The following is a 21,485-nucleotide window of genomic DNA, read 5'->3' as shown; positions in this document are numbered from 1 at the left end:
CCCTTCGCCTGCCGCTGTGTGCCACCGGGGACGTCGGCCGTCTCCTCCTCCGCCGCGCTGACCGGCTCCGGCCCGGACTCCGTCGCCGAGGTCTGCTCCTCCGCCGCGGGTCCGGTCGGCTCCCCGCACACGGCCGCGCACCGCACCGGGCCCGGAGAGGTCCGGCCCGCGGCCGGCCGTCTCCCGCTCCGCGGGCGCCCCTCTGCCGCGGTGCCCCGGAGCGGTGGCGCGGCGGACCGGGCCTGCCTTTGGCCCGAGCACTCTGGAGCGTCACCCTGTGTTGATACCGGGTCGTGTCCTCCTCCGGGGCGGTCACGGCCCGGAGTCGGGTTGTCGCTCCGGTACGCTCCGTGGGATGCGAGTCGCTGCGAGGGCGGGGTTCCACGGCGCGGTCGCTCCGGCTGCTCCGGAGCCGTCGATGCGCGCTGATCATGGCGTGTGGGCGCGATCCGCAGCCCTGTGTTCGACCCCCTGCGCAGTGCGTCGCACAGTATGCACCATGGGTACTCCTTCACGCTGGAATATGCCCGAAGCGCTTGTTGCGGTGACGGAACGTCAACCATGCTGTCCGGCACGGGAATCACGTTCCGTGATGGCAGTGAGGCGCAAGGCGATGTGTCCGCCGGTTCGGATGGTGTGAGCGGTGCAGGTGCTTCAGGTGCAGTTGGAGATCGGGTCCGATCCCGCCGAGGTGGGACGGGCCCGCAGATGGGCCCGCTCGCGACTGGCCCGTTCGGGGCTCGGTGACGAACCCCTCGCGGACACCCTGGTCCTGCTGATCTCCGAACTCGTGACCAACGCGGTGGTGCACACCGGCTGTCCGGCGGTCCTGCGGATACTCTTCGGCGCCGGCCCGGGCGACACGGGCACCGTGCGGGTGGAGGTCGCCGACACCAGCGCCGTCCCGCCGCGGCCGCGCCGCGCCGACGGGGACGACACCAACGGCCGCGGCCTCGAACTCGTCGACGGCCTGGCCGACCGCTGGGGCTGGACCGCCGAGGGTGCCGGCAAGGCCATCTGGTGCGAGATCGACCGCTGTGCGGCCGCCCCGGCCCCGCGGCGGGCCCCGTCCGCCCGCCCCGCCTTCGGACGGGACCCCCTCGGCCCCCTCAGGGCGACCGCGGGCTGACCCGCACCCCTCCCCTCCCCTCCCCTCCCCTCCCCGCCCCGCGTCCCGCGCCTCCCGGCGCGCGCCCGGGGTCCGGGGCGGCCCCCGCGCCGCCTCGGCCCGCCCGGCCGCCGCCCCCGTCGTGCGGGCCTGTCCCTCGCCACGTCCTCCCGCCCCCGCGTCCCGCGGTCCACGGCCATGCGCTATCGTCCCCCGTAGTCTGTTGAACAGGTTCAAAAAAGGGGGGTGGGGGATGGCCGCGGCGATACCCGCGGAGCGGAACCAGGCGCCTCGGGCTCCGCGACGCGGCCGGGGGCCGGGGGTGGGGGCGGTGGCCTACACCGCCGCCTCGGCGTTCGGCACGCAGGCCGTGGTCGCGTTGTTCGCCCACGCCCTGCTGCCGTCCCAGGAGGAGACGTACTACGCGTACGACCCGGTCGCGGAGAGCGCCCTGCTGCTTCCGTTCGCGCTGCTCGTGCTCGTCGCGGCGGCCTTCCTGCACGCCCTGCTGTTCACCCTGCCCGCCCTGGCGCTGGGCGCCGCCGTGGCGCGCCGCGCGGGCGACCCCGCGGCCGGCTGGACCCTCGTGGTCGCCGCCGCGCTCGGCGCGGCCTACGCGGTGCTGGGCTGGGTCCGCGGCGCGGACTACCCGACGGCCCTCCTGTGGACCGCGGGAACCGGCCTCCTGCCGGTCTGCGCCGCGCTGACCGTGGACCGGCGCCTGCTGCGCGGCGTCCCGGTCTCCCACGGGCGGATCGTGGGGGAGTCGCTCCTGTGGCTGCTGGGCGGCCTGGCGGCAGCCGCCCTGGCCGTCGGGGCCGGGCGGCACACCGGGCACCTCTCGGGGTACCGGCCGCCCGAGATCGGCCGCGCGGCGACCGTGGGCACCTGGACCGAGGAGTCGGGCACCACGGAGCTGCGCCTGCACGGGGACGGCACGGCGAGCGTGACCGGCGCCCCGGGGGACGGGGCGGGCCCGGACGCCGTGCAGTGCAGCGGAGCGGCGACGTGGAGCTACGCCGACGGAGGCCGGGACGGCCGTGCCGCGGTCGAGCTCGCGGTGCCCGGTTGCGAGGGCCGGGCGCGGGACCGGTGGCTGTTCGCGGGGACGGAGGAGGCGCCGGAGCTCTTCGCGGTGGTCGGCGACCCGGAGTCCGGGGAGCTGTACGTCCTGCGCCGGGGCTGAGCGCCCGGACCGGACCCGGGGCGCCCGCGGGGACGTCCCGTACCGGCCTCAGTGCCGGGCGGAGACCGCGCGCGCCAACCGTCGGGCGTCCCGGGAGAGTTCCCGCAGTACGCCGCTGATCGGCGTGGTGAACCCGGTGAAGTACAGGCCCGGGGCCTTCGGGGTGGAGCGCCGTCCGTGGGCCCGGGGGAGGCCCGCCTCGTCCAGGACGCCGAGGTGGCCCACGAGCTGCTCGAGTCCGCTGCGGTAGCCGGTGGCCGCGATCACCGCGTCGGGTGCGACCCGGGTGCCGTCCGCCAGCACGGCCTTGGCGCCCTCGAAGGAGTCCACCGGTGCCACCACCTCGATCCGGCCCGTGCGGACGGCGGCGACCAGTCCGGTGTCCACCACCGGGGCGGCGCCCTGGCGCATCCGGGTCCCGAGCGGGGTCCCCGGGCGGGGCAGCCCGTGCTGCGAGAGGTCGGGGGTGCCGAGCGGGCCGCGCAGTCCGGCCGCCGCGTCCAGGAGCCGCACGGGCATCCGGCGCACCAGGACGCCGGTGCGCTGGGCCGGCCACCCCGCGACCGAGCGGCGCACGATGTGGGGTGGTGTGCGCACCGCCAGGCTCACCCGCGCCGCGCCGCCCTCGACCAGGTCGACGGCTATCTCGGCGGCGCTGTTGCCGGAGCCGACCACCAGCACCTCCCGGCCCGCGTACGGGGCGGGGGAGCGGTACGCGCGGGAGTGCAGCAGCTCGCCCGTGTAGTCCTCGCGCCCCGGCCAGGCGGGGAGGTGCGCCGTGTGGCACCGCCCGGTGGCGACGACCACGGCCCGGCCGGTCAGCAGGCGCCCGCCGGTCGCGTGCAGCGTCCAGTCGCCGCCCTCGGCCCGGTCGATCCGGGAGACGGCGACGCCGGTGACGATCTCCAGCTCGTGGTGGTCCGCGTAGGACTCCAGATAGCGCACGAGGTCGTCGCGGGTGGTCCAACGGCCGCAGGACCGGGGGAGCGGGAGCCCCGGGAGGCCGGACAGCCGGCGCGTGGTGTGCAGGCGGAGGCGGTCGTAGTGCCCGCGCCAGGAGGCGCCCACCGCGTCGGACCGCTCCAGGACCACGGCGCGCACTCCGCGCGCGCGGAGCGCGGCGGCGGTCGCGAGTCCGCCGGGCCCCCCGCCGACGATGTAGACGGGCCGGTCGTCGGTGTGGTCGACGCCGATGGTGCTCCCCTTTTTTCCGGCCATGAACGGAGAGCGTAAATGTTCCGTTTTCTTGATGGGTCTCAGTCAAGACCGAGTTCGGTTGCGGTTGGGTCACGCCCTTGCATCGTCAACCACCGTGTGTGACGGCACGTCACCCTCCGGTCGCCGTCCCGGGGGTCAGGGCCACAGCAGTTCGCGGTCCCACCCTCCGTCCGCGCGCAGGCGGTAGCGGAGGCGCACATGCCGCCGGCGGGCGTCCCCCTGGAAGAACTCGACCTCCTCCGGTGCCAGGGAGTAGGCGGTCCAGGTGGGTGCGGGGGCGTCCGGTTCCTCCTGGGCCCGCGCCCAGGCCGCCTCGGACTCCGCCGCCAACTCCGCCTGCGAGTACAGCACTTCGCTCTGGCGGCCGGTCAGGGCCGCCGCCAGGGCGCCCGTGGAGCGGGCGTGCAGGTCGGCCTGCCCCTCCTCCGCCGTGCCGGCGGTCACGGTCCCCCGCACCCGCACCTGGCGCGCCTGCGCGGCCCAGTAGAAGCCGAGGGCGGCCCGCGGGCGGGCGGCCAGTTGGCGCCCCTTGGCGCTGGTGGCGTGCGAGGCGAAGTGCCAGCCCTCGCCGTCCGCGCCGTGGAGCATCACGGTGCGGACGTCGGGCAGGCCCGACTCGTCCACGGTGGCCAGGCTCATGGTGTGCGGCTCCGGCTGTCCCGCGGCCGCCGCCTCGGCGAACCACCGCAGGAACAGGGCAAGGGGCTCCTCCGGGGCGGCGCCCGGGTCGAAGGAGGGCAGGGAGGGGAGGTCCCAGACCCGCTGGCGGTGCAGCAGTCTCCGGAACGCCTCCTGGGCGGTGCTCGGGTCCTCGCTCATGGGCCCATTCAACAGCGCGGGTGCGCGGGCGGCGTGGCGGACCGGGCCCGGAAGACGGACGACGGCGGCCACCTCGCGGGTGGGCCGCCGTCGGCGTGACAGGACGCGGGAAGGGGAAGGGCCGGGGCGGCTACCGGGTGGGCTTGCGGCCGGTGATGCCGAGGTGGACCAGCAGCGCCAGGTTGGGCCGGAGTTCGGCCTGCTTCACCCCGAGGGTGGTGAAGCCCTTCTGGTGGGAGGCCACCGCGGCCAGCATCACCACCAGGGAGCCCGCGATCGCTGCGGGGTTCACGTCCTTGTCGACCCTGCCCTTGGCGCGGAGCTCCTCCACGGCCTCGGTCAGGGGTGTGGTGACGGAGTTGAGGATCTTCATGCGGAGCCGGTGGAACCTCTTGTCCCCTTCCGCGGCGCCCAGGTCGACGACCCGGAGGATCGCGTCGTGATGGCGCCAGAAGTCGAGGAACCCGTCCACGAACTCCTCCGCCGTCGCCCACCCGGCCTTGCCGGCCCAGGAGCGGCCCGCGACCAGTTGGGCCAACGACGCACCCTCCTTGGCCATTTCGTCGGCGATTTCGAGGACGGCGCCCTCGACGTCGGGGAAGTACTGGTAGAACGTGGCCGGCGAGGTGCCCGCCTTGCGGGCCACATCGATGACCTTGACGTCCCGGTACGGCGAGGAACTGAGCATCTCGCTGAGGCAGTCGAGCAGCTTCTGCCGCGTCGCCTGGCCTCGTCGACCGGCCACGCGGCCGTCGACGGTGCGTACTTGTCCTGTCATGCCGTCAGCTTACCGAGGGGTGATGGGGGCGCGATTCGGCCGACTGCAAATGGGGTGGAGGCCCCGGAAGGGCGCACGTTGTCAACAGGCTGTGGACAAGTTCCGTGGACGAGGCAACGGCTCTGACCTGGGACAAGAGGGGCAAAACGCCGCCCTGCGGCAAGGGGTCGTTCGTGTGTTCGTTTTTTTGGTGAGCGATTGCGCGCGCACCGCCTGAGCCGCCCTTAGCGTGAAGGTGACGGTCCTCACACGGAAGGGGCGACACCCATGGCCGGATTCGTGCAGGGAACGCCGTGCTGGGTGGACGCATCGCTCCCTGATGTGGCAGCGGGCAAGCGGTTCTACGCGGAGCTCTTCGGATGGACCTTCACCGATCGCGGCGGGGAGCCCCTGCCCGGCGGCGGCACCCGCGGGCGCCGCGCCGACGCCTACCGCGACGGGAGCCTCGTGGCGGCCCTGACGCCGAAGCGCGACGGCCGGATGCCGACCGTGTGGAGCGTCTACCTCGCCACCCCTGACGCCGCGGCGCTCGCCCGCCTGATCACCGCCAGCGGCGGACAGGTGATCAACCAGCCCTTCCCCGTCGGGACCGAGGGCACGGCCGCCGTCGTCGCCGACCCCGGGGGAGCCGTCTTCGGCCTGTGGCAGGCGGGCGACCGGGCCGGCTTCGAGACGCAGGACGAGCCGGGCTCCTACTGCTGGGCCGAGGTCTACACGCGGGCCAGGGAGCGGGTGGACGCCTTCTACGAGGGGGTGTTCGGCTTCCGGGCGACGGACCTCGACGAGGGCCACGGCCCGGAGGGCTTCCGGATGTGGTCCCCGCCCGGGAGCGAAGCGGGCGAGAGCACGGCCGTGGGCGGGCGCAGCGTCATCGACGACTCGCTGCCCGCCGAGATGCCGGGCCACTTCCTGGTGTACTTCCGCGTGGCCGACTGCGATGCCGCGGCCGCGACCGTGCTCCGCCTGGGCGGCCGGGTGCGGACCGAACCGTACGACGTCCCCTACGGGCGCACCGCGGTCCTCTGCGACGACCAGGGCGCCACCTTCGCGGTCCTCGCCGAGCCCCGCGGCGGCGGCCCCGGGACCGGTGCCGGCGAGCGCCGCGCGGCCGACGCGCCCTGGCCGCACGACGCCCCCGGGCCGGTACGCGCCCCCGGGGCCGCCCCCGGCGGCGAGCACTCCGAGGCCCCCGAGGGCGCCCCCCTGCCCGCGCCTCCGCAGGAGGGCGGAGCGGCGGCGGACGAGGCGGGCGGAGGGGAGGCCGGACGGGGCAGGCTCGGCCTGAGGCGGCGCATCGGGCGGGAGCGCCGAGGGCGCGGGAGCCGTGCGGAGCAGCGCGGCGAGCGGGGTGCGCCCGGCCCGGAGGAGCCGCGCGCCGAGGAGGCTCGGGCGGACGAGGGCGGCGGGGAGGGCATCGGGGAGGCTCGGGCGGACGAGGGCGGCGGGGAGGGCATCGGGGAGGCTCGGGCGGACGAGGGCGGCGGGGAGGGCGCCGAGGAGGCTCGGGCAGATGAGCGGGCCGCCCCCCGGGAGGGTGGTGGTGGACCCGGGGAGCACGACGGGCCCGAGGAGACCGGCGGGCCCGAGGAGACCGGCGAGCGGTCCGGCCGGGGCTGCACCGGCGGGACCGGCGCGGACGGCGGCGAGGGCGCCGGGACCGGCTGAGACGGCACGGCGCCGCCCGGACGCCCCGCCGGGACGGCCCCGGGCGGGCCTCGACGGGTTCTCCCCCGCCGCGGCCCGCCGTCCGCCGGGGGCGCCCTCCGGCCCGTCCGATAAGCGGTGAGACACCCCGATCCGCCCCCGGGTTCGCAACGGCGGCCCCGGACAGGAACAATCAGGGGTGCTCACCTCCGCGGGCCCGCGGGTGAGACCCTGCACGGGGCGGCAAGAGACGGACCTTCACGGTGAGGAGTCCGTACGGGGAGGTGGCACGCGGGTATGGATCAGCTGACGCAGCACGACCCGAGACGGATCGGTCCGTTCGAGGTGCTGGGCCGGCTCGGGGCCGGGGGCATGGGACTGGTCTATCTCGCCCGGTCGGCCTCCGGCCGCCGGGTGGCGATCAAGACGGTGAGGACCGAGCTCGCCGAGGACCAGCTGTTCCGCGTCCGGTTCACCCGCGAGGTCGAGGCGGCCCGGGCCGTCAGCGGCTTCTACACCGCGGCCGTCGTGGACGCCGACCCGCGCGCCGCCGTGCCGTGGCTGGCCACCGCCTACGTGCCGGCGCCCTCCCTGGAGGAGATCGTCAACCAGTGCGGGCCGCTGCCCGCGCAGGCCGTCCGCTGGCTGGCCGCCGGCATCGCGGAGGCGCTCCAGTCCATCCACGGCGCCGGACTGGTCCACCGGGACCTCAAGCCCTCGAACGTGCTGGTCGTCGAGGACGGCCCCCGGGTGATCGACTTCGGCATCGCCTCCGGGGTCTCCAACACCCGCCTGACCATGACCAACGTCGCGGTCGGCACCCCCGCCTACATGTCGCCCGAGCAGGCGCGCGACTCGCGCAGCGTCACCGGCGCGAGCGACGTCTTCTCGCTCGGCTCCACCCTGGTGTTCGCCGCCACCGGGCACGCGCCCTACCACGGGGCCAACCCCGTGGAGACGGTCTTCATGCTGCTGCGCGAGGGGCCCGACCTCGAAGGGCTCCCCGAGGAGCTCCGCCCGCTCATCGAGCACTGCATGCAGATGGACGCCGGTCTGCGGCCCACCCCCGAGGACCTCCAGGCGCAGCTCGCCCCGCACCTGTTCTCCTCCGGCCACGACGACAGCGGCACGGCATCCGCCTGGCTCCCCGGGCGGGCCACGGCCATGATCGAGACGCGCCGCGGCGGCGGCCGCACCCAGGCGCCGGCCCGTCCTCCGGGGCCGCCGCCGGGGCCCGCGCCGGCGCCCGTGCCGCCGCCGCCCGACCGGGAGCCCGCCCGGGTCGCGTCCGGCGACCCGCGCGGCCCCGTCGGCGCCCCGCCCGCCTCCGCCGACGGCGGACCGGTCCGCCTCGCCGGCGCCGGAGTGGCCATCGGCCCCGGCCCGGCCGTCGCCGCCGCCGGGCGCCCGCCCGCCGCCGACGCGGGACCGGCGACGGGCTGGATCCGGCCCCCCGCCGGAGTGACCGGCGCCGACACCGCCACCCGTGCCGTCCCCGGGCCCTCGGCCCCGCCGGTACCGGTACCGCAGCAGGACGCCGCCCCCACGCACTGGCGCCCCTGGCGCTTCCGCATGTCGAACGACGTCTGGGGGACCCCGGTCGTCGACGGCGACCTCCTCTACGTGACCTCCTTCGAGGTCCACGCCCTCGACGTCGCCAGCGGACGGCGCCAGTTCAAGACCCGCGACGTCGCCTGGTCCATGGCCGTCGACGGCGGCCGCATCCACGGCTCCGACGGCCCCACGCTCTACGCGCTGGACGCGGCCACCGGGGCCGAGCGCTGGCGCCTGACGACCGACGCCTGGGTGTACTCGCTCCAGGCCGACCGGGGCACGGTGCTCACCGGCACCCGCGGCGGCGGTGTGCAGGCCTGGGACGCCGCCGGCGGCGAGAAGCTGTGGGAGGTCAGCGGCGCGCAGACCGAGTTCGAGACCGCCGAGGCGGGACCGGCGATCTTCGGGGACACCGTCTTCGTGTGGAAGGACGCCCGGCTGCGCGCCCTGGAGGCCCGTACGGGCGCCGAGCGCTGGTCCTACCCCGTGGGCGACGCCGCCTCCTGCGGCCATGTGCCGGTCCGCGTCCAGCCGGCCCCCGACGGCTGCGCCTACGTCTCGGCCGGCACCCGGGTGATCGCCGTGGAGATCGCCTCCGGCCTGGTCCGCTGGCACTTCGAGGCGCCCGCGGTGTTCCTCTCCCCGCCCGCCTTCGCCCCGGGCCCCGCCGTCACGGGCGGAGGGGTGTACCTGGCCGACTACCTGGGAACCGTGTACGCGCTCGACGCCGCCACGGGCAAGGACCGCTGGCGGATCGCCACCGAGCCCCGCCCCTCGGTCGAGCCGGTGCTGGTCGCCGCCGGGAACGTCCACGTCGGCAGCGGCAGCGCTCTCTACACCCTGGACGCCGTCACCGGCACGCCGATGTGGCGCTTCGCGGCGGGCGGCGAGGTGGTCGGCACGCCCGTGGCGGCTGACGGGCGGGTGCACTTCGGCTCGGCCGACCATGTGCTCTACACCCTCGACGCGAGCGGCGGCCAGCTGCGCTGGAAGCTCGCCACCGGCGGCGAGATCAGCGGCTCGCCGGTGGTCCGGGGCGGTGTGGTGTACGCGTGCAGCAAGGACCGCTGCGTCTACGCCCTGGACGCGGGCAAGGGCACGGCGACCGGGCGCGGGGGCCGCTGAGGGGCCGCCCGGTCCGCATGGCGGGGGGCCCGGGGCGGGCGTAGCGTCGGCAGCGGGAGCGGTATCGGCCGCAGACGGCTGACACGAGGAGGCCGGCGATGGTCCGCAACGTCATCGGCTCGCTGATCGCTCTCGCAGGAGCGGCGGCCGCCGTATGGAGCCCCTTCCGTGACTGGTACGACGGCCGCCTCGGGCGCGACTACCGGATCCAGGACCTGTTCGGGGGCATCACCGCGGCCGAGGGCGCGCTCGTCACCTCGCTGCTGCTGCCCTTCGTCTTCGCCGCCCTGCTCGCCGTCGTGGGTGTGGCCCTGCGCCTGCGGGTGCCGGTCGCCCTGGCGGGCCTGGTGGTCCTCGGCTTCACCGTGCTGTGGATGGTCCGCCAGGGGCAGGCCGCGGGCAGCCTCACCGTCGGCGGGGACGGCGGCGGACTGGGCGAGGGAGTGGCGCTGGCCGCCGGGGGAGGCGTCCTGCTGCTGCTGGGCGCCCTGGTGATGAGCGGCCGCCGACGGCACGTCCCCGTGGAGGAGGCGGCTCCGCCGCCGCCGGAGGAGGACTGGGGCCCCTACGGCACGGACCCGACCGGCCCCGTGCCCTACCGCCGCGGCCCCTATGCGCTGCGGCCCGACGACACGCTGCCCGGCGCCCCGCCGGTCTACCGCCCGCCCCCGTACGCGGCACCCCCGCAGGGCGCCCCGCCTGCCGGCCCGCAGCGCTGGAGCGATGCGGGGCGCGGCGGCGAGGCGGGCCCGGAGCCCGGCGGTCCTCCCCCGCACGGGGGGAGCGGCCGGGCCGACGAGGGGTGAGCCGGGCGCCTGCCCGACGGCGCCTCCCCACGCGTTCCGCCCCGGCAGCCCCGACACCCGCCCGGCGGCCGGGCGGTCAGCCGTGCAGGCGGACCGGGATCTCCTGCCAGCCGTAGGCGATGAAGGACGGAACCTGCCGCAGCTCCGCCGGATCCACGGCCAGCGCCAGGTCCGGATACCGGTCGAAGAGGGCCGGCAGCGCGGTGATCGCCTCCATCCGCGCCAGCGGGGCGCCGATGCAGCGGTGCACCCCGATCCCGAAGGCCATGTGGTCGTCCGCCGAGCGCGTGGCGTCGAACTCCGCGGCCGTCGCCCCGTAGTGCGCCGGGTCGTTGCCGGCCGCCGCGTACGTGGTGAGGATCGCGTCCCCGGCCGGGACGGTGACCCCGTCGACCGTCAGGTCCTCGACGGCGAAACGCAGCGGCAGCGAGGCGATCGAGGGATGCACCCGCAGCACCTCGTCCACCACCTGGTCCCAGGAGATCTCCTTGGCACGCACGGCCGCCAGCTGCCCGGGGTGGCGGAGCAGGGCCACCACCGCGTTGCCGATGAGGTTGACCGTCGTCTCGAAGCCCGCCCCGATCACCAGCAGCAGCGTGTACAGCAGCTCCTCGTCGCTGAGCCGGTCCCCGTCCTCGTCGCGGACCCGGATCAGCTCGGTGGTCATGTCGTCGCCCGCGTTCTCCGCCTTGTGGGCGATGAGGGCGCCGAGCACCGAGCCGATCTGCTCCTGCACCCAGGCGGCGCGCTCCGGGCTCGGGTCCGAGGTGTCCATCAGGGCCGCGATCAGACGGCCGGTGTCCTCCCGCAGCCGGTCCGGGACGCCGAACAGCTCGCAGATCATCCGCATCGGCAGCGGGTGCGCGTAGGCCGCCTTGAGGTCGACCGGCGTTCCGTCCCCGCCCGCCGCGTCCACCTGCGCCAGCAGCTCGGCGGTGATCCCCTCGACCTGTTCGCGCATCGCCTCCGTCCGGCGGGCGGTGAAGCTGGGCGCGACCAGCTTGCGCAGGCGACGGTGGTCGCTGCCGTAGGTGGAGAGCATGTTGACCACGCCCACCCAGCCGAGGATCCAGGTCCACTCGGGCCGCTCCGGCACCTGGGGGAAGAGCGACCAGTGCCTGCGGGGGTCCTTGCTGACCCTCGGGTCGAGGATCAGCGCCTTCAGGGTGTCGTAGCCGGTGGGCGCCCAGGCCGGGATGCCGCCCGGCAGCTCGACGGGCACCACGGCGCCCAGCGCACGCAGACGGGCGCTCTCGGCGACGATGTCGGCCCCGAACGGGTCGATGGCCACACGGGTGGACGCGGTCATGCGCGATCTCCTGCCTGGTCGGTCGGGGTCCCGGCCGCAGGCCCGGGTGTCAGGGCGGGGGTGCGGTCGGGGGTGCGGGGCGTGAAGCGGACGGGCAGCGCCCGCAGGGACCGGTGGAAGGGGCCCGGCCGCCATTCCAGCCGCTCCCGCGGCAGCACCGGGTCGAGGTCGGGCAGCCACTGGGTGAGGCGCTCGATGGCGCCGGTCGCGATCAGCAGGGCGGGCTGCTTCACCGGGCAGGCGTGCGGACCGGCGCCCCAGGACATGTGCGAGGCGTCGTGCGGATGGTGGGCCCCCGCGAAGTCCTTCTCGGCGAAGTGCCCCATCGCGCCGAAGGAGATGACGATCGGCACGGCGGCCTGGAGCCACATCCCGTGGAAACTCGTCGACTCCCGGGCGAAGTGCACCCCGTAGTTGGAGAGCGGGGTCTCGTACCGCAGCACCTCCATGACCGCGTCCATCACCGGCCGCGCCCCGGAGGTCAGGGTGGAGTAGTACGCCGGGTTCCCGAGGATCCGCGAGAGCGCGTTGGAGATCAGGTTGGCCGAGGGTTCGTGGCCCGCGCCCAGCATCAGGAACACCTGCCACACCACCTCCTCCGGCGTGAGCTCCAGGGGGTGGTCGAGCAGCCGGCTGGTGAGGTCGTCGCCCCGCTCGGCGGTCTTGGCGGCGACCAGCTCCATCACGTACCGGCCGTACTCGGCCTCGCCCTTGGCGGAGCGCTCACCGCCCTCCATCATGGCGCCGAGCGCGGCGTCGAGCCGTCCGGACTCGGTGTCCGGCAGGCCGAAGAGGCTGTTGAAGATCAGCGCCATCATCGGGCGGGCGAACTCGGTCACCAGATCGGCCTCGCCCCTGGGCCCGAACCGGGACACCAGGATGTCCACCGCGCGGTGCACCCGCTCGCGCAGGTCGTGCGGCTCCACCAGGTCGAAGGCGTCCAGCATGGTGGTGCGGTAGCGCACGTGCTCGGCGCCGTCCGCGAAGAGGGCGTTGGCCCGCCACCGCATCATCCCGAGGACGGGCGAGTCCTCCGAGACCGTCCGCTCCCAGGGCCGGGGGTCCACGGAGAAGGTCTCGGTGTCGTGCAGCAGGTCGAGCGCCGCCCGCCGGTCGGTGACCACGTAGGCGAAGATCCCCGGGGCCAGTTCGGCCCAGCCGATCGGGCCCTGTGCCCGCAGGGTGGCGTAGTAGGCGTACGGGTCGGTGGCGAAGCCCTCCTCCCACAGCCGCACGGGCGCGGTGAGCGTGAAGGCGTCGGAGCGGGCGGGGTACGCGGTCACTGCGCCTCCGGGGCCATGCGGTCGATCAGGTGCTGGACGAGCGAGAGCAGGGAGTCGACGGAGGAGTTGGTGTCCCTGGCGTCGCAGGTGACCAGGGGGGTGTCCGGCTCCAGGTCGAGGGAGCGCCGCAGCTGCTCCTCGGTGTACTGCTTCGCGTCCGGGAAGGTGTTGAGGGCGACGGCGTACGGCAGGCCGGACTCCTCGACCAGGCCCAGGACGTCGAAGGAGGCGTCGATCCGGCGGGTGTCGACGAGCACCAGGGCGCCGAGCGCCCCGTAGGCGATGTCGTCCCACAGCGGCCGGAAGCGCTCCTGCCCGGGTGTGCCGAAGAGGTACAGCACCACCGAGTCCCCGAGGGAGACCCGCCCGAAGTCGATGGCGACCGTCGTCGTGCTCTTGTCCCGGACCCCGGCCAGGTCGTCGACTCGCGCGGAGACCTCGGTCAGGTGCTCCTCGGTGTGCAGCGGGCGGATCTCGGACACCGAGTCGATCAGGGTGGTCTTGCCGACCCCGAACGGGCCGGTGACCAGGATCTTCACCAACTCTCGCGCGGAGTCGGGGAGATGGTTCACCTCCTCCGGCGCCACGGGGGCGGACGTCGTCGCGGAGGGCGGTACCCCGGGGCTGTGCATCCGGTCAGAGCTTGAGGGCGCGGAGGCCATCGGCCACTCTCTTCAGCAGGTCGCGGTCGGGCAGGGCGGCGGGCGGGACCGGTGGGCGCGCGCTCACCAGCCCCTGGTCGATCAGGGCGGCGGCCAGGACGCGTACGGCGGAGACCGGCAGCCGCAGCAGCGCCGCGCTCTCCATCACCGTGAGCGAGCCGCCGTCGAGGAGGCCCAGCAGGGCCGCCTGGGCCGAGGGGAGCCCGGCGGGCGGCGGCCCGCCCGCGCCGGTCAGCACGGACAGCCGCTCCAGACTGTTGCGGCTCGGCCGCGCCACCCCGCCCGTGGACAGATAGGCGGGGACGAGCGGCCGGCCGCTCCGGCGGCCCGTCATACGGGGTAGCCGCCCTCGGCGCCGCGTGGTGCGGCGGCCATGGCCTTCTCGCCCAGCCGCGCGACCTGGGAGTGGACACGGTGGCCCAGCAGGTCGAGCCGGACCTCGGGGCCTCCGTAGGCCGCCACGCAGGTCCCGTGGTCGGTCGGTGCGACCAGGATGTAGCCGTGGTCGGACTCGACGACGACCTGCCGGAGCTGGGCCGCGGGCGCGTCGGCGAACGCGGCGGCGGCGGTGCGGCAGGCGCCCTGCACGGTGGAGACGATCGCGGCCACGCGGTCGGCGGAGTCCTGCGACAGGGCGGCGGAGAAGCCGGAGACGAGCCCGTCCCTGGTCAGCAGTACCGCGGCGCGCACATGAGGGATCTCCAGGATCGGATCGAGCACCCAGGCCGTGTCACCGGTCTCGCGGCTGTTCATCGGGGGTCGCTCCCTTCGGAGGCGGCGGCCCTGCGGGCCGCGTTGGTGGCGGACTGGAGTGCCCCGAGTGCCGCGGCGGACTCCTCGGGGGTGCGTGAGGGGGAGGCGGGGCGGCGCGGGTCCGCGGGGGCGGCGGCAGGGGCGCGCCGGCGCCGCCGGGGGAGGCCGTCCTCGCCCACGGGCTCCGGGACGGGGTCCGCGGGGGCGGGCCGGGCGGGTGCCGGTGCGGGCGTCGGCGCCGGCTCGAAGGGGGACCGCGTGCCGGGAGCCGGCTCGGGGGAGGCGGGCCGCCGGCGCGTGCCGTCGGCGCCGCCGGGGACGAGGTGCACCTGGTCGGGCTGCGGCTCGTGCTCCTCCTGCTGACGGGTCGTCGGGGCGGCGCTCGCGGACGCCGGGTGGAGCACCGGGTCGATGTAGGAGAGCAGGTGGTTCTTCACGAGCAGGACCGCGCGCACGCCGCCGTAGGGGGAGGGGGTCGAGAGGTCGACGGTGAGGTCGAACTGCCGGGTGAGCTGGCCGATCGCGGCGAGCCCCATGCGCGGCGGGTCGCCGAGCTCGGACAGCAGGATCGGCTCGCTGCCCGCCACCATCCTCTGGGCGCGTGCGCGTTCGTCGGGGGCCATGCCGACGCCGGCGTCGTCCACGGTCACCGTCACTCCGTGGTGGGCCCGTTCGAGGTTGACGACGACGGCCGTGTCCGGGGAGGAGTGGCGCAGCGCGTTGTCCAGCAGCTCGGCGACGATGATGGCCACGGGCTCGACCGCGTGCGAGACCAGTGCGGTGCCCGGCTCCAGGTGGTGGTGGACCTGGATGCGGTGGTAGCCCACCAGCCGGGCCTGGCCGCCGGTGACGGCGTCGACCAGGTGGGACTCCTCGCGGGCGAGGCCGACCCAGGCGCCGCAGACCACGGCGGCGACCTGCGCCCGACGCAGGGACTGCTCGTTCTCGTGGTCGAGGGCGAAGAGGGTCTGCGCCAGCTCGGGGTCGTCGTAGCGCTGCTGGAGGCCGTGGAGGACGTCCTGGAGGCGGTAGAGCCCGGCCTGGATCTCCCGGGTGGTGCCGCGCATTCCGGCGCGGGCGGCGGCGTCCACGCGCTTGCGTTCGTGGGCGATGGCGTTGCGCAGCCCTTCGAGTACGCGGTCGGTCCCGGTGCCGGCCGGGCCCAGGGGCCCCGGCACCTGGACGTGTGTATGGGCGCTCCGGGTCGCCTCGGCCGGCATCCGCTTGGTGACCAGGTGCTCGATCTCCGCGGTGAACGCGGCCGCGGCGCGGTCGAGTTCCTGTCCGGTGGCGTCGAGGCGGGCGCGCAGGGCCTCGATCTCGGCCTGCTGCCGGGCGCGCGCACGGCGGGCGCGCAGGAGCCCGCCGCCGAGGGCGAATGCCGACAGGGTCCCGGCGGCCAGGCCGCCTGCGGCCAGCTCCGGTATCTCGATCATTGTGGTGGACCTCGGGGAAGGCAGGGGGTGTGGTCCGCCCGGATGGGGGCGGACCCCGCCAAGTACACACCGCCACCGTGCGATTGTGCTCGGTTTCCGCACAAGATCCTTTTGGATTTGTCCGGACCCTGGTCAAAGTTGACGAAGTGTCGGAGTGTGCCACCGGCCACAATCGGCCGCACATGGCGTGAAATCCCTCGTGGGTGGAGTGCCCGCTTCCGCCGTCGGCCCGTCCTCGGCGCCGGACCGCCGCCGCCGGCCCGCTCCCCGTGGCGGGTTGCCCCCGCCCGCCCGGACTCCGCACCGGCGCACACGCGTCGGCCGCGGCGGCTCCCCCTCCGCGCCGCCGCGGCCGTTCCCCGTCGTGCCGGACTCAGTCCCGCGGGGGCGCGGGCGTGTGGTTGTCGCCCAGCGTCCTGATGCCGCCGTCGGCGGGCGGTGCCGGGGTGTGGTTGTCGCCCAGTGTGGTCACCGGAACCGTGCCCGTGCCCGTGCCCGTGCCCGTGCCCGTGCCGCCGTCGGCGGGCGGTGCGGGCGTGTGGTTGTCGCCGAGAAGGGCGAGTTCGTCCTTGTCCCGCTCGATCCTGCTCATCCCAGTCCCCCTGTTCGTACGTGCTGGTGAAAGGTGTCCTCCGCCCGGCAGCTCCCCCGAGGGCCGCCGGACGGAAGACGGCGATCCGTCTGCCCCCCGATGCGACGAACCGGCTGCCGCCGAGTCTGTAGGACGAGCATAAACATCCGATGAACGTGCAGCCCGGGCGGTCCCCGGGGCCCTGGTACGGGCCCGGGACGGGGTGTGCCGTGCACCGCCGCACGCCCTCGGCGCAACGGCCGCGCCACCGGCGGAGGTCCGGTGCCCCGCCGCAGGACCGGCCCGGCGCCGCCGTCAGGCGGCGCCCAGGGGGCTCAGCAGGCCGCGCACCTGCTCGGCCTCGGCGGAGCCGCTCTGCTCGTGCAGTGCCAGGGCCTCCTGCCAGCAGGCCCGTGCACGGTCGCGCTGCCCGAGGCCGTCGAGGGCCCGGCCGAGGACCGTCAGCACCCCGGCGCGGATGCGGTCCCCGCCGATGCAGCCCGTCGCCAGCGCCTGCTCTGCCGACCGGGCGGCCTGGGCCGCGCCGCCGGAGGCCAGTTGGGCCTCGGCGATCCGGAAGAGGGTCGTCCCCTCCCACAGCCGCTGCCGGTGGGTCCCGAAGCCCTCCAGGGCCTCGTGCAGGCGGTCGAGCGCGTCCGTGCACCGCCCGGCCCGGGTGAGCGCGACCCCCAGGGCGTAGCGGGCGTTGGCCAGCCGCAGCGTGTGACCGGTCCGGTGGTAGAGCTCCACGCCCTTCCCGGCGAGCGCGATGGCCTCCTCCGTCCGCCCCAGCGACAACTGGATGCGCGAGAGGTTGCACAGGGCACTGGCCTCGCCGGGGCGGTTGCCGTCCGCCCGGGACCCCTCTATGGCATGGCTCAGGTGCTCCTCCGCCTCCGGGTAGCGGCCCTGGTTGAAGGCGATGATGCCGCGGTCGTTGTCCGACCAGTAGACGGGGACCGGGTCCCCGGCCGCGGCCGCCAGCACCCGGGCCTGTGCCGCCTCCTCGTCCGCCAGGTCGTAGCGGCCCGCCACCAGGTGCACGTTGGTCAGCGAGGTCCGCGCCCGCGCCTCGGCCCTGCGGTCGCCGGCCGCCCGGGCGGCGTGGAGCACGGCGCCCGTGACCGTCTCGTACAGACGGGAGTTGGCACCCGACTCGCCCAGGTCCTTGGCGGCCCACAGCAGGTCCACGGCCCGCCGCAGCCGCGGTCCCGCCGCCGCCTGGCGGGCGCAGGCGAGCAGGCAGTGGGCCTCCGCGTAGAGCCAGTCCTGAGCCCCGCGCCGGTCGGCGAAGGAGAGGCCCGCCCCGCCGGTGGGCTCCAGATGGTCCGGCAGGCGGTCGCCGGGCCGCTCGATCCCGTACACGCGGGCGGCCGTGGCCAGGTAGAAGTCGAGCAGCCGGGAGAGCGCCGCCTCGCGGTCGTCCGCCCGCTCGTCCCGCTCGGCGCAGGCACGCGCGTAGAGCCGCACCAGGTCGTGGAAGCGGTAGCGGCCCGGTGCGGCGGACTCCAGCAGGGAGGTGTCCACCAGGGCCTCCAGCAGGTCCTCCGTGTCGTGCGCGGGCAGGTCCAGCACCGCCGAGGCCGCAGCCAGGGAGACGTCCGGACCGTCCGCCAGCCCCAGCAGCCGGAAGGCGCGCCCCTGGGAGGGCTCCAACTGCCCGTACCCCAGCTCGAAGGTGGCCTTCACCGCGAGGTCGCCCGCCTGGAGCTCGTCCAGCCGCCGCCGCTCGTCCGCCAGCTTCGCCGCCAGCACCGACACCGTCCAGGTGCGCCGGGCGGCCAGCCGGGAGGCGGCGATGCGGATGGCCAGGGGCAGGAACCCGCAGGCGGCCACCACGTCGAGGGCGGCCTCGCGCTCGGCCGACACCCGCTCCTCGCCCACGATCCGGGTGAACAGCCGCAGCGCCTCGTCCGGCGACATCACGTCCAGGTCGACCAGGTGCGCCCCCGCCAGGTCGACCATGCGGACCCGGCTGGTGACCAGGGCGGCGCAGCCCGCCGTGCCGGGCAGCAGGGGGCGGACCTGGGCGGCGTCGCGCGCGTTGTCCAGCAGGACGAGCACCCGGCGGCCGTCCAGCGCCGAGCGGTACAGCGCCGCCCGCTCGTCGAGGGTGTCGGGGATGGCCGAGTCGGCCGTGCCCAGCGCCCGCAGGAAGGAGCCGAGCACCGTCTCCGGCTCGGCCGCCCGGCTGGTCGCGCCCTGGAGGTCCACGTACAGCTGGCCGTCCGGGAAGCGGCCGCGGGCCTGGTGGGCGACGTGGACGGCCAGGGTGGTCTTGCCGACGCCGCCGATCCCGGCGAGGGCGGACACGGCCATCACCGAGCCCTCGGCGGTGGCCAGCCGGTCGCCGAGTTCGCGGACGAAGGCGTCCCGGCCGGTGAAGTCGGGCACCGTGGCGGGGAGTTGCGCGGGCCGGGCCGGACGGGCCGCGGCGGCGGGCTGCTCGCTGGGCCGGGCGAGCTCCGCGTCGGCCCGCAGGATGCGCTCCTGGAGGCCGGACAGCTCGGGCCGCGGGTCGACCCCCAGTTCCTCGGCGAGCAGCCGCCGGGTGTCCGCGTAGACGGCCAGCGCCTCGGCCTGGCGCCCGCTGCGGTAGAGCGCGAGCATCAGCAGCTCCCGCAGCCGCTCGCGCAGCGGGTGGGCGGCGGTGAGCGCGGTCAGCTCGGAGACCGCCTCCGCATGGCGGCCGGTCTCCAGGTCCAGGTCCAGGCGGGTCTCCAGCAGCTGGATGTTCCACTCCGCCAGCCGGGCGCGGTGGTTCTCCGCGTACGGTCCCGGCACGGTGGCCAGGGCCTCGCCGTCCCAGAGCTCCAGCGCCCCGGCGAGCAGGGCACGGGCCTGGCCGCGGTCGCCCGCCGCCAGCGCCTTGTGCGCCTCGTCCGCGAGGTCCTCGGCGACGGTCAGGTCCAGGGCGTCCCGCGCGATGCGCAGGGCGTAGCCGCCCGACTCGCTCACCAGGGCCTGCGTGTCGAGCGCCTTGCGCAGCCGGGAGGCGTAGGTGCGGACGGCCGCGAGGGCCTGCGGAGGCGGCTCCTGCCCCCAGATGGCGTCGATCAGCTCCGGTGCCGTGGCGGTCCGCCCCCCGCGCAGCAGCAGGGCCGCGAGCAGCGCGCGCTGCTGCGGGGAGCCGGGCGGCAGGGTCTCCCCGCCGCGCCGGACCCGGACGGGGCCGAGCACGGAGAAGTGCAGACCGGCGGCGTCCCCGCCGTGCGGAGCGCGCTGGTCCGGTACGCGTGGCCCGCTGTCACGGCCCATGTGGCTGCCCCCTGCCCGTACTGCCGGAATCGCCCTCGACAGTCTGCCCTGTCGGCGGCGGCCGCGTCAGCAGCGGGGCGCGCCCGGCTGCCCTCGGGGCGGTGTGACACCTGTCCCATCCCGGCACTGGTCAGGGGCGACGGACGGCCGCGGGCTCCGGCCGGGCGGAGGACGCAGGCCCGGGCCCCGCGCGGTCCTCCCGCCAAAGGCTTTGAGCCGCCGTGCTCCCGCGTGCTAGCCATGACCGACCGGAACCGTCGAAACAGGGGGTGGCCACGATGGCCGAGGGGAAGCTGGTGCGTCTGAGGGCGATGGGGCCGGAGGACGCCGACGCACTGTGGCGCTGGAACCACGACCCCGAGGTCATGCGCTGGATGGACGACACCTACCCGGCGACCCGGGCGCAGGTCGGGCGCTGGCTGGCCGACCGCCCCCGCAACACCTACGCCGACGTCCTCCTCGGCATCGAGACCCTGGCGGAGGGGCGGTTGGTGGGCCTGGTCGCGCTCCACGGCGCCGAGCCCGAGAAGGGGATAGCCGAACTGGACGTCTACCTCGGCGAGAAGGACTGCTGGGGCAGGGGGCTGGCCACCGACGCGATGCGGACCGCCTGCCGCTACGGCTTCCAGGAGATGCGCCTGCACAAGATCGAGCTGACGGTGGTCCCCGAGAACCGCGCGGCGCTCGCGGTGTACCGGAAGGTCGGCTTCGTCGAGGAGGGCCGCCGCCGCCAGTCCTTCCGCCGCGACGGCGTCTGGCACGACATGATCGCCATGGGGCTGCTCGCGGACGAACTCGTCCGGGCCTGACGGGGGCGCGGACGGCCGGGGAGGGCGGGGTCCGCGCCGGGCGCCGGGCGGGCCCGCCCGGGCCCGCGCCGGGGAGGGCCCCCGGCCACCGCCCGGCCCGGGGCGGCCTCCCGCCCGTCGCCCGGCCGTCCGCACGGGCCGCCCGGCCCGACCGGGAAGCGCGCTCCCGGCCCCCGGCCACCGCGGCCCGGACCCCTCGACGGGGACGAGAACCGGACGGCGCGGTCGCGACCGGCGACGCGCCGCCCGATCTCGCCTACCGTGTCCCCATGCGGATCGCGACCACGGTCTTCCTCACCGACGAGACGATCACCCCCGTCCGCCTGGCCCGCGAACTCGAACAGCGCGGCTTCGCCGGACTCTTCCTCCCCGAGCACACCCACATCCCCGCCGCACGCACCACCCCCTACGCCGCCGGCGGCGAACTGCCCCCCGAGTACACCCGCACCCTCGACGCCTTCGTGGCCCTGGGCCAGGCGGCCGCGGTCACCGACCGGCTCGCCCTCGGCACCGGCATCACCCTCGTCGCCCAGCACGACCCGATCGCGCTGGCCAAGCAGGTCGCCACCCTCGACCACCTCTCGGGCGGGCGCTTCACCCTCGGCGTCGGCTTCGGCTGGAACGTGGAGGAGGCGGCCGACCACGGCGTGACGTGGTCCGAGCGCCGGGAACTGGTCCGCGAGCGGATGGCGCTGATGCGGGCCCTGTGGGCGCCCGAACCCACGGCCTACGAGGGCCGGCTCGCCTCCGTCAGCGCCTCGCTGGCCTATCCCAAGCCCGCCGGAGGGGCCCCGCGCGTGCTGGTCGGCGGTGCGGCCGGCCCCTCGCTCTTCGCCCACATCACCGAGTACGCCGACGGCTGGCTCCCCATCGGCGGCCGGGGCCTCCGCACCGCGGTCCCCGCCCTGCGCGAGGCGTGGGAGCGGGCCGGGCGGGATCCGAAGGCGCTCCAGGTCGTCCCGTACGCCGTCCGCCCGGAACCCGGCAAGCTCGCCCACTACGCGGACCAGGGCATCGAGGAGGTCGTCCTTCAACTCCCCCCGGGGAACGAGCTGGAGGTGCTGCGCGCCCTCGACTCGTACGCGCGGTACCTCTAGGGGCTCGGCCCCGGGCCCGCGGGCGCTCCCGTCCCGCGGCGCGGCGGACGCGCACCCGTCGCGCGGACC

At 75.8% G+C, this 21,485-nt stretch carries 17 protein-coding genes and 1 pseudogene; 7 read left to right on the top strand and 11 right to left on the bottom strand.

Features of this window, described 5'->3' with window-relative positions; genetic code table 11:
- Positions 1-643 precede the first annotated feature (643 nt).
- A complete protein-coding gene (locus tag NPS70_RS11565; protein ID WP_256524073.1) occupies positions 644-1,129 on the top strand; it encodes an ATP-binding protein in 486 nt (161 codons plus the stop codon).
- A gap of 310 nt (positions 1,130-1,439) precedes the next feature.
- On the top strand, positions 1,440-2,294 hold the full coding sequence (locus tag NPS70_RS11560) for a hypothetical protein (protein ID WP_256524072.1): 855 nt from the start codon (positions 1,440-1,442) through the stop codon (positions 2,292-2,294).
- A gap of 48 nt (positions 2,295-2,342) precedes the next feature.
- On the opposite strand, the gene NPS70_RS11555 is transcribed toward NPS70_RS11560, so the two are convergent.
- From NPS70_RS11555 to NPS70_RS11545, 3 genes are all read right to left on the bottom strand, one after another.
- On the bottom strand, positions 2,343-3,512 hold the full coding sequence (locus tag NPS70_RS11555) for an NAD(P)/FAD-dependent oxidoreductase (RefSeq protein ID WP_256524071.1): 1,170 nt from the start codon (positions 3,510-3,512) through the stop codon (positions 2,343-2,345).
- Between the two features lie 135 nt (positions 3,513-3,647).
- On the bottom strand, positions 3,648-4,331 hold the full coding sequence (locus NPS70_RS11550) for a pyridoxal 5'-phosphate synthase (RefSeq protein WP_256524070.1): 684 nt from the start codon (positions 4,329-4,331) through the stop codon (positions 3,648-3,650).
- Positions 4,332-4,461: 130 nt separating this feature from the next.
- Positions 4,462-5,109, bottom strand: coding sequence for a TetR family transcriptional regulator (locus tag NPS70_RS11545; protein WP_256524069.1), 648 nt, complete (start codon positions 5,107-5,109; stop codon positions 4,462-4,464).
- 267 nt (positions 5,110-5,376) lie between these two features.
- Here NPS70_RS11545 and NPS70_RS11540 point away from each other — a divergent pair.
- From NPS70_RS11540 to NPS70_RS11530, 3 genes and pseudogenes are all read left to right on the top strand, one after another.
- Positions 5,377-6,180, top strand: a pseudogene (locus NPS70_RS11540) (VOC family protein); the annotation flags it as partial.
- An 870-nt stretch (positions 6,181-7,050) separates the two neighbouring features.
- The gene (locus NPS70_RS11535) at positions 7,051-9,432 is read left to right on the top strand and encodes a PQQ-binding-like beta-propeller repeat protein (RefSeq protein WP_256524068.1); all 2,382 of its coding nucleotides are present in this window, start codon (positions 7,051-7,053) and stop codon (positions 9,430-9,432) included.
- A 98-nt stretch (positions 9,433-9,530) separates the two neighbouring features.
- Positions 9,531-10,238 (top strand): hypothetical protein, encoded by a 708-nt coding sequence (locus tag NPS70_RS11530; protein WP_256524067.1) that lies wholly within the window; start codon positions 9,531-9,533, stop codon positions 10,236-10,238.
- A 76-nt stretch (positions 10,239-10,314) separates the two neighbouring features.
- On the opposite strand, the gene NPS70_RS11525 is transcribed toward NPS70_RS11530, so the two are convergent.
- From NPS70_RS11525 to NPS70_RS11490, 8 genes are all read right to left on the bottom strand, one after another.
- Positions 10,315-11,547, bottom strand: coding sequence for a cytochrome P450 (locus tag NPS70_RS11525; protein WP_256524066.1), 1,233 nt, complete (start codon positions 11,545-11,547; stop codon positions 10,315-10,317).
- The gene (locus tag NPS70_RS11520) at positions 11,544-12,830 is read right to left on the bottom strand and encodes a cytochrome P450 (protein WP_256524065.1); all 1,287 of its coding nucleotides are present in this window, start codon (positions 12,828-12,830) and stop codon (positions 11,544-11,546) included. Before NPS70_RS11520 ends, NPS70_RS11525 begins: the two co-directional genes overlap by 4 nt.
- A complete protein-coding gene (locus NPS70_RS11515) occupies positions 12,827-13,492 on the bottom strand; it encodes an ATP/GTP-binding protein (protein WP_374211983.1) in 666 nt (221 codons plus the stop codon). The genes NPS70_RS11520 and NPS70_RS11515 overlap by 4 nt, the downstream gene beginning before the upstream one ends.
- Positions 13,467-13,826 carry a DUF742 domain-containing protein gene (locus NPS70_RS11510; protein ID WP_256524063.1) on the bottom strand — a complete coding sequence of 120 codons (360 nt, stop codon included), beginning with the start codon at positions 13,824-13,826 and terminating at the stop codon, positions 13,467-13,469. The genes NPS70_RS11515 and NPS70_RS11510 overlap by 26 nt, the downstream gene beginning before the upstream one ends.
- Positions 13,823-14,245 carry a roadblock/LC7 domain-containing protein gene (locus NPS70_RS11505; RefSeq protein WP_256524062.1) on the bottom strand — a complete coding sequence of 141 codons (423 nt, stop codon included), beginning with the start codon at positions 14,243-14,245 and terminating at the stop codon, positions 13,823-13,825. The genes NPS70_RS11510 and NPS70_RS11505 overlap by 4 nt, the downstream gene beginning before the upstream one ends.
- Positions 14,242-15,681, bottom strand: coding sequence for an ATP-binding protein (locus NPS70_RS11500; RefSeq protein ID WP_256524061.1), 1,440 nt, complete (start codon positions 15,679-15,681; stop codon positions 14,242-14,244). The genes NPS70_RS11505 and NPS70_RS11500 overlap by 4 nt, the downstream gene beginning before the upstream one ends.
- A gap of 373 nt (positions 15,682-16,054) precedes the next feature.
- On the bottom strand, positions 16,055-16,273 hold the full coding sequence (locus NPS70_RS11495; protein ID WP_256524060.1) for a hypothetical protein: 219 nt from the start codon (positions 16,271-16,273) through the stop codon (positions 16,055-16,057).
- Positions 16,274-16,567: 294 nt separating this feature from the next.
- Positions 16,568-19,510: a BTAD domain-containing putative transcriptional regulator gene (locus tag NPS70_RS11490; RefSeq protein WP_256524059.1), complete on the bottom strand. Its 2,943-nt coding sequence runs from the start codon at positions 19,508-19,510 to the stop codon at positions 16,568-16,570.
- A gap of 278 nt (positions 19,511-19,788) precedes the next feature.
- On the opposite strand from NPS70_RS11490, the gene NPS70_RS11485 reads away from it, so the two are divergent.
- Both NPS70_RS11485 and NPS70_RS11480 read left to right on the top strand, forming a co-directional pair.
- Positions 19,789-20,319 (top strand): GNAT family N-acetyltransferase, encoded by a 531-nt coding sequence (locus NPS70_RS11485; protein ID WP_256524058.1) that lies wholly within the window; start codon positions 19,789-19,791, stop codon positions 20,317-20,319.
- Between the two features lie 269 nt (positions 20,320-20,588).
- A complete protein-coding gene (locus tag NPS70_RS11480) occupies positions 20,589-21,416 on the top strand; it encodes a TIGR03619 family F420-dependent LLM class oxidoreductase (protein ID WP_256524057.1) in 828 nt (275 codons plus the stop codon).
- Positions 21,417-21,485: the final 69 nt, after the last annotated feature.

The organism is Streptomyces sp. C10-9-1 (genome assembly GCF_024497955.1).
Lineage (GTDB): Bacteria > Actinomycetota > Actinomycetes > Streptomycetales > Streptomycetaceae > Streptomyces > Streptomyces sanyensis.
Note: the sequence above shows the minus strand (reverse complement) of the source record. Positions and strands in the feature narration are given on the sequence as shown.